Here is a 6,045-nt window from a genome sequence, read left to right on the forward strand (position 1 = left end):
GAGTATTCAAGAGGAAAGGAGAGAATGGCGAATGGGAGATATGCTTGCGCCTTCTCATATCATTACGATCATTTTAGTCGCCTTGCTGCTGTTCGGGCCGAAGAAACTGCCGGAGCTCGGACGCGGAGCGGGCATGATGATGCGGGAATTCAAGAACGGCTTGCGGGTCGGCGACCCGGACGAGCGTCCGGCGGAACAGCCAAAGCAGCTGACGGAATCCGCTCCGTCCAAAGACTAATCTATACAGGGACATAAGCCGCAACGAGGCGTACATCCGAGCGATTGCCGAGACATCCGAGAGGGTGTCTTTCTTTTTTCTTTTAGCGATTCTTTCCCTTGAACGGTCCCGCCCGGACGACTAGAATGAAAACTTGCTTCTATTAAAAGAGTTCGGAAGCGGACGAACGGTTCAACTATGGTTAGGGAGGCGAAGAGACAACGTGATTTCCGTTGAAGGGTTAAGCAAATCGTTTCAGGTGGCCAAGCGTTCCAAGGGGCTCGGACAAGCGTTCAAGGCGCTGTTCGTGCGGGAGCATACGACGGTCCAGGCAATCCAGAACATCTCCTTTTCCATACCGCAGGGAGAGATCGTCGGATACATTGGCCCGAACGGTGCGGGAAAATCGACCACGATCAAAATGTTAAGCGGCATTCTCGTACCGGATTCGGGCTCGTGCAGCATCATGGGCTATACACCCTGGAAGGAGCGCACCGCTTACGTGAAGCATATTGGCGTCGTCTTCGGCCAGCGTTCCCAGCTCTGGTGGGACGTACCGGTCATCGATTCGTTCGAGCTGCTGAAAGACATCTACCGGATTCCCGCCGCTTCGTACCGGGCCACCTGCGATTTGCTTATAGAAGCGCTCGATCTGCAAGGCATCCTGCACACGCCGGTCCGCCAGCTGAGCCTCGGCCAGCGGATGCGCTGCGAGATTGCCGCTTCGCTGCTTCACAGTCCGGACATCCTGTTCCTTGACGAGCCGACCATCGGGCTTGACGCCGTCTCCAAAATCGCCGTCCGCCAGTTTATCCAGACGATCAACAAGGAGAGGGGCGTCACGGTCATCCTGACGACCCACGACATGAACGATATCGAGGCGCTGGCGAGCCGCATCCTGCTGATCGGCAAAGGCTCCCTGCTGTATGACGGGAGGCTTGGCGAGTTAAGGGCCCGGTTCGGCACGCATAAAACGATTACGGTCGATTACCGCGAAACGAACCGCCCGATCGCCATACCCGGCGTCACCCTGCTGTCGCGCACCCCCGGCCGGGCCGTCCTGTCCGTCGATATGGAACGGGCGCGCATTTCCAGCGTGATCGGCGAACTGTCCGAGCAGGTCGATCTGCTGGACGTCGCCATCGAGGCGCAGTCCATCGAGGAGGTTATCGTGAGGTTATATAAGGAGCACCAAATATGAGAGCTTACTATTCCGTGCTGAAGCTTCGCCTGATCCTCGGCATGCAGTACCGGGCGGCCGCTCTTGCGGGCGTGGCGACGCAGTTTTTTTTCGGCTTCCTGTACATTATGCTGTTCGAAGCGTTCTACGCCCAATCCGGGGTAGAGCCGCCGATGTCGTTTCCTGAGCTTGTGACCTATTTATGGTTAAAGCAGGCGTTTTTGGCATTCGTCGTGCTCTGGTTTCGGGACAACGAGCTGTTCAATCTGATCACGACCGGCAATATCGCCTACGAGCTGTGCCGGCCTGCCGACATTTACGGATACTGGTATGCCAAGCTGATTGCCCAACGACTGTCGAGCGCGCTGCTGCGCTGCCTGCCGATTCTTCTCGTTGCCATGCTGCTGCCCAAACCTTACCGGATGACGGTGCCCTCGTCGTGGACGACATTCGCCCTATTCGTCGTCTCCCTGCTGCTCGGCTTGATGCTGCTGGTTGCCATCGGCATGTTTATTTACCTTTCCGTGTTTTACACGATGTCGCCGACCGGCTCTATTCTGCTGTTCGGGGTACTGGGAGAGTTTCTGGCCGGCATGGTCGTTCCCGTACCGATGATGCCGGATTGGATGCAGAACATCGTCGTTTGCCTGCCCTTTCATTTAACCGGCGACTTTCCGTTCCGGGTATATTCCGGGCATATCGCGGGCTCCGCCGTCGGGCTGGGCATCGTTCAGCAGCTGATCTGGCTGGCCGCGCTGCTTGTTCTCGGACGAGTCGCATTCGGCCGGGCTTTGCGCCGGGTCGTCATACAAGGAGGGTAACGGGACGATGAGACTCTTTTTCCACTATTTGCTCATTTTGCTCAAGTCGCAATTGCAGTACCGGGCTTCGTTCCTGCTCCTGACGATCGGGCAATTTTTCGTGCCGTTTTCGATGTTTGCCGGCCTGTACTTTCTATTCGAGCGGTTCGGGCAGATCCAGGGATGGGATTTTTACGAGGTGGCGCTATGCTTCGGCATTATTCATATGGGGTTTGCGATTAGCGAATGCTTCGCCCGGGGGTTTGACGCTTTTCCGAGTCTGGTCGTCAGCGGCGAATTCGACCGGCTGCTTGTCCGACCGCGGGGAACGGTGATCCAAGTGCTCGGCTCCAAATTCGAGTTTACCCGCTTCGGCCGCTTACTGCAAAGCGCGCTCGTGCTTGGAGTGGCGCTATCCGGCTTGACGGTCCACTGGAGCGCACTTAAGCTGCTCACCCTGCTGTTTATGATCGCAAGCGGCGTGCTGATCTTCACCGGCATTTTCATTCTTGCGGCCACGCTCAGCTTCTGGACGATTCAAGGGATGGAGGTGGCGAACATTTTTACGGACGGGGGGCGGGAAATGTCGCAATATCCGCTCAGCATTTATCACAAATGGGTGACCCGTTTCTTTACCTTCGTCATTCCGTTTGGCTGCGTCAACTACTTGCCGCTTATGTACGTGCTCGACAAGGTGGAGGGCAGCGGGGTGCTGTACATGCTTACGCCGCTCGCGGGCATGGTATTCATCGTGCCGTGCCTGCTCGTATGGCGGTTTGGGGTCAAGCGGTACCGTTCGACAGGCTCTTGACTCGATCTCTATGCCGAATGGCGGGGGGATCGCTCTGCGCGAGTTGTTTTTGAACGGATATACCGGCGAAAAAAAATTTGTGTTGTGGATAAAAACCGCGAAAGCTTACCGCTTCGCGGTTTTTGTTTATTTACTATCCGCGTTTTTCATTATTCTTTTATTGGGCTGCGGTAGACTTGATTTCAGGATGCACATCTTTCCATCTGCGAAATCAGCGTCCCTGCGAAACCTCCTTGAAACAATCAAGGAAAGGAATAGACCGAGAGGAGAAAGAGGAATGCAGAAAGCAAGACATAAAGGAGTCATACTGATACTTACGATAATGATCATATTCGGCACGCTGCCCGGAACCTTTTGGGGAAACGGCAAAGCATTCGCCGCAGGGGACTTTTCCGGGAGCGGGACGTCCGCGGCTCCTTACCTGATTGGTACGGCCGAACAGTTGAATAAGATCAGGGGCCCCTATTTAAACGCCAACCTTTATTTCAAATTGACAAGCAACATAGATTTGAGCGGTTACGCCGATTGGGCTTCGATCGGAAACAGCGACACCCCGTTTAAAGGCCATATCGATGGCGACGTTTATAAAATAACGGGACTTGCGATCCGTAAAGTCGAAGACGAGTATGTGGGATTATTCGGTTACATCGATAGCGGCAGTTCCCTCACTCGTATGAAGCTGGAGAATGCATCGGTCCAGGGGATGCAGTTTGTGGGCGCATTGGTAGGCTATAACGATGGAGGGACGGTAAGCGCCAGTTACGTTTCAGGGAACGTGAGCGGAGTTTACAATACAGGCGGTCTGGTCGGATACAGCTACAACGGAACGATTAGCGACAGTCATGCCGCTGGAACCGTAAGCGCCGGAGACGATAGCGCAAGTATAGGCGGCTTGGTCGGGTACTCCGTGGGGGATGACGGGTCCATCATCAGCAGCTATGCCTCCGTAGATGTAACCGTCGGAAAGAACAGCGAAGACGTAGGCGGCTTGGTAGGCTGGATCAACAGTGGCGAGATCGTAAACAGCTACGCACTTGGGAAAGTGACTGCCGGAAGAAGGAGCAAAGATATAGGCGGCTTGGTCGGTTCCGACGAATCCGTAACCTTCAGCAACAACTATGCATCGGGAGATGTGAGCGGAACTCGAAACGTAGGCGGGTTGATCGGCAATAAAACGAGCAACTATGAGATTAATCAAAGTTATGCAACGGGGAACGTGAGCGGAGACGGTTCGGTAGGCGGCTTGGTCGGTCGCAACTATCTGGGAAAGATCAACCGCAGCTACGCCACCGGGGAAGTGAACGGAAATGATGGAAGCAGCGTAGGCGGGCTGGTCGGCGACAACATAAACGGACCGATCCGAGACAGCCATGCTTCTGGGAATGTGATTGGAAAGGACCAGAGTTTTTTTGTAGGCGGCTTGGTCGGCTGGAGCCAGCCGTTGGATATTAGCGGGAGCTATGCTTCGGGGAATGTAAGCGGAGGTAATGATCTGGGCGGTTTGGTCGGTTACGGCATAGACGGAGAGATCAGCCATAGCCGCGCCTTTGGGAATGTGAGCGGCGGTTACGAAAGTCAGTCTCTGGGCGGTTTGATCGGCGGATTGGCGGATGCTGTTATTAGCAAGAGCTACGCTGCGGGAGAGATAAGCGGTGGAGATGAAAGTTCTTATGTAGGCGGTTTGGCTGGAAACTTCACTGGAGAAATCAACAACAGTTATGCCCTTGGCAAAGTAGACGGATTCTACTACGTAGGCGGCTTGGTTGGGTACGACTCCGATGGGACGGTCAGCACCAGCTACGCTTCGGGCGATGTGAGCGGAAAGACAGGTGTAGGCGGACTTGTCGGGTACAACGTCCAAAAAACGATCAGCGACAGCTATGCGACAGGGAAAGTAAGCGGGAAAGCCAGTAGCGATTATGTAGGCGGCTTGCTAGGCTACAACATCTACGGAACCATCAGCAGAACTTATGCCACAGGGAAAGTGAGCGGAGATGGAGAAACAGGCGGCTTGATCGGTGCGGGCTACATAGGAACGACGATAAACAGTTTTTATGACATAACGACAACCGGACAAACGGTTTCTTACGGAGGCGACGGCCAGTCGACAGCCGCTATGCAAAGTAAGAGCACGTACGAAGCGGATCAAGCGAACAGGTGGGATTTTTCGAATACATGGACGATAGATTCCGTGCATAATGGAGGATATCCTTATTTGCCGAACATTCAGGCTTATTTGGACTATGACGGGAATGGGAGCACAAACGGGACCGTTCCGTTCAGTCGCTCGTATATGCCGGGAGTCACAGCGAGCGTTTATTCGGGGACGTTGGACTTAACCAAGACGGGGTACCGGTTCGACGGATGGAACACTCTGGCGAACGGGACGGGTACGCTTTATAAGCCGGGAGATCCGTACACCATACTGTCCAACACGACATTGTATGCAAATTGGCAGGCATTAAGCGCTATTGCTACGATTACTTCCACGATCGGAATCGTCAGCACAGGCGGAACGTCGAGCGAAAGCATAACGGGCATCCCATACGGGACGACGCTAGCTGAATTGAAGACAGCGATCACGCCGGCTCCATATGCGACGTTCGAGGTGTATGAGGCGGACGGATTGACTGTGGCGACCGCTTTAGCTTCCGGCAATAAGGTTATAGTAACAGCGCAGGACGGAATCACAAAGGTGACGTACACCGTGAGCGTGGCAGCGAGCAGTGCGAAGGACCTCACGGCGTTCAGCTTCGCAGGTTTTTCGCCGGCGGCGGTAGGAACGATCAATGGGACCAATGTTGAAGTGACGGTTCCCTTTGGCACACCGGTAACTTCGCTGATTGCGACGTTTACGAGCTCCCCAAGTTCGACGGTGACGGTAGGAGTAGTTCCGCAACTAAGCGGACTGACGCCGAACGACTTTACGTCGCCGGTTGTCTACACGGTCACGGCTCAGGACGGGACAACGAAGAATTACACGGTGACGGTAACTGTGGCAGCGAGCAGCGCGAAGGACCTCACGGCGTTCAGCTTC

General features: G+C 54.7%; 5 protein-coding genes. All 5 read left to right on the forward strand.

Features of this window, described 5'->3' with window-relative positions; translation table 11 throughout:
• Nucleotides 1-31 precede the first annotated feature (31 nt).
• Nucleotides 32-238 (forward strand): twin-arginine translocase TatA/TatE family subunit, encoded by a 207-nt coding sequence (locus ABD796_RS11125; protein ID WP_344907387.1) that lies wholly within the window; start codon nt 32-34, stop codon nt 236-238.
• A gap of 202 nt (nt 239-440) precedes the next feature.
• Entirely contained in the window at nt 441-1,418 is a 978-nt protein-coding gene (locus ABD796_RS11130; protein ID WP_344907390.1) for an ABC transporter ATP-binding protein, read from the forward strand.
• Nucleotides 1,415-2,218, forward strand: a complete 804-nt coding sequence (locus tag ABD796_RS11135) for an ABC transporter permease (protein WP_344907393.1) — start codon at nt 1,415-1,417, stop codon at nt 2,216-2,218. The genes ABD796_RS11130 and ABD796_RS11135 overlap by 4 nt, the downstream gene beginning before the upstream one ends.
• 7 nt (nt 2,219-2,225) lie before the next feature.
• The gene (locus tag ABD796_RS11140; protein WP_344907396.1) at nt 2,226-3,008 is read left to right on the forward strand and encodes an ABC transporter permease; all 783 of its coding nucleotides are present in this window, start codon (nt 2,226-2,228) and stop codon (nt 3,006-3,008) included.
• Nucleotides 3,009-3,285: 277 nt separating this feature from the next.
• Nucleotides 3,286-6,045: beta strand repeat-containing protein (locus ABD796_RS11145; protein WP_344907399.1), on the forward strand; the 2,760-nt coding region annotated here is incomplete at its 3' end.

Origin of the sequence: Paenibacillus hodogayensis (genome assembly GCF_039536325.1) — a bacterium.
In the GTDB taxonomy this organism is placed as follows: domain Bacteria; phylum Bacillota; class Bacilli; order Paenibacillales; family NBRC-103111; genus Paenibacillus_AB; species Paenibacillus_AB hodogayensis.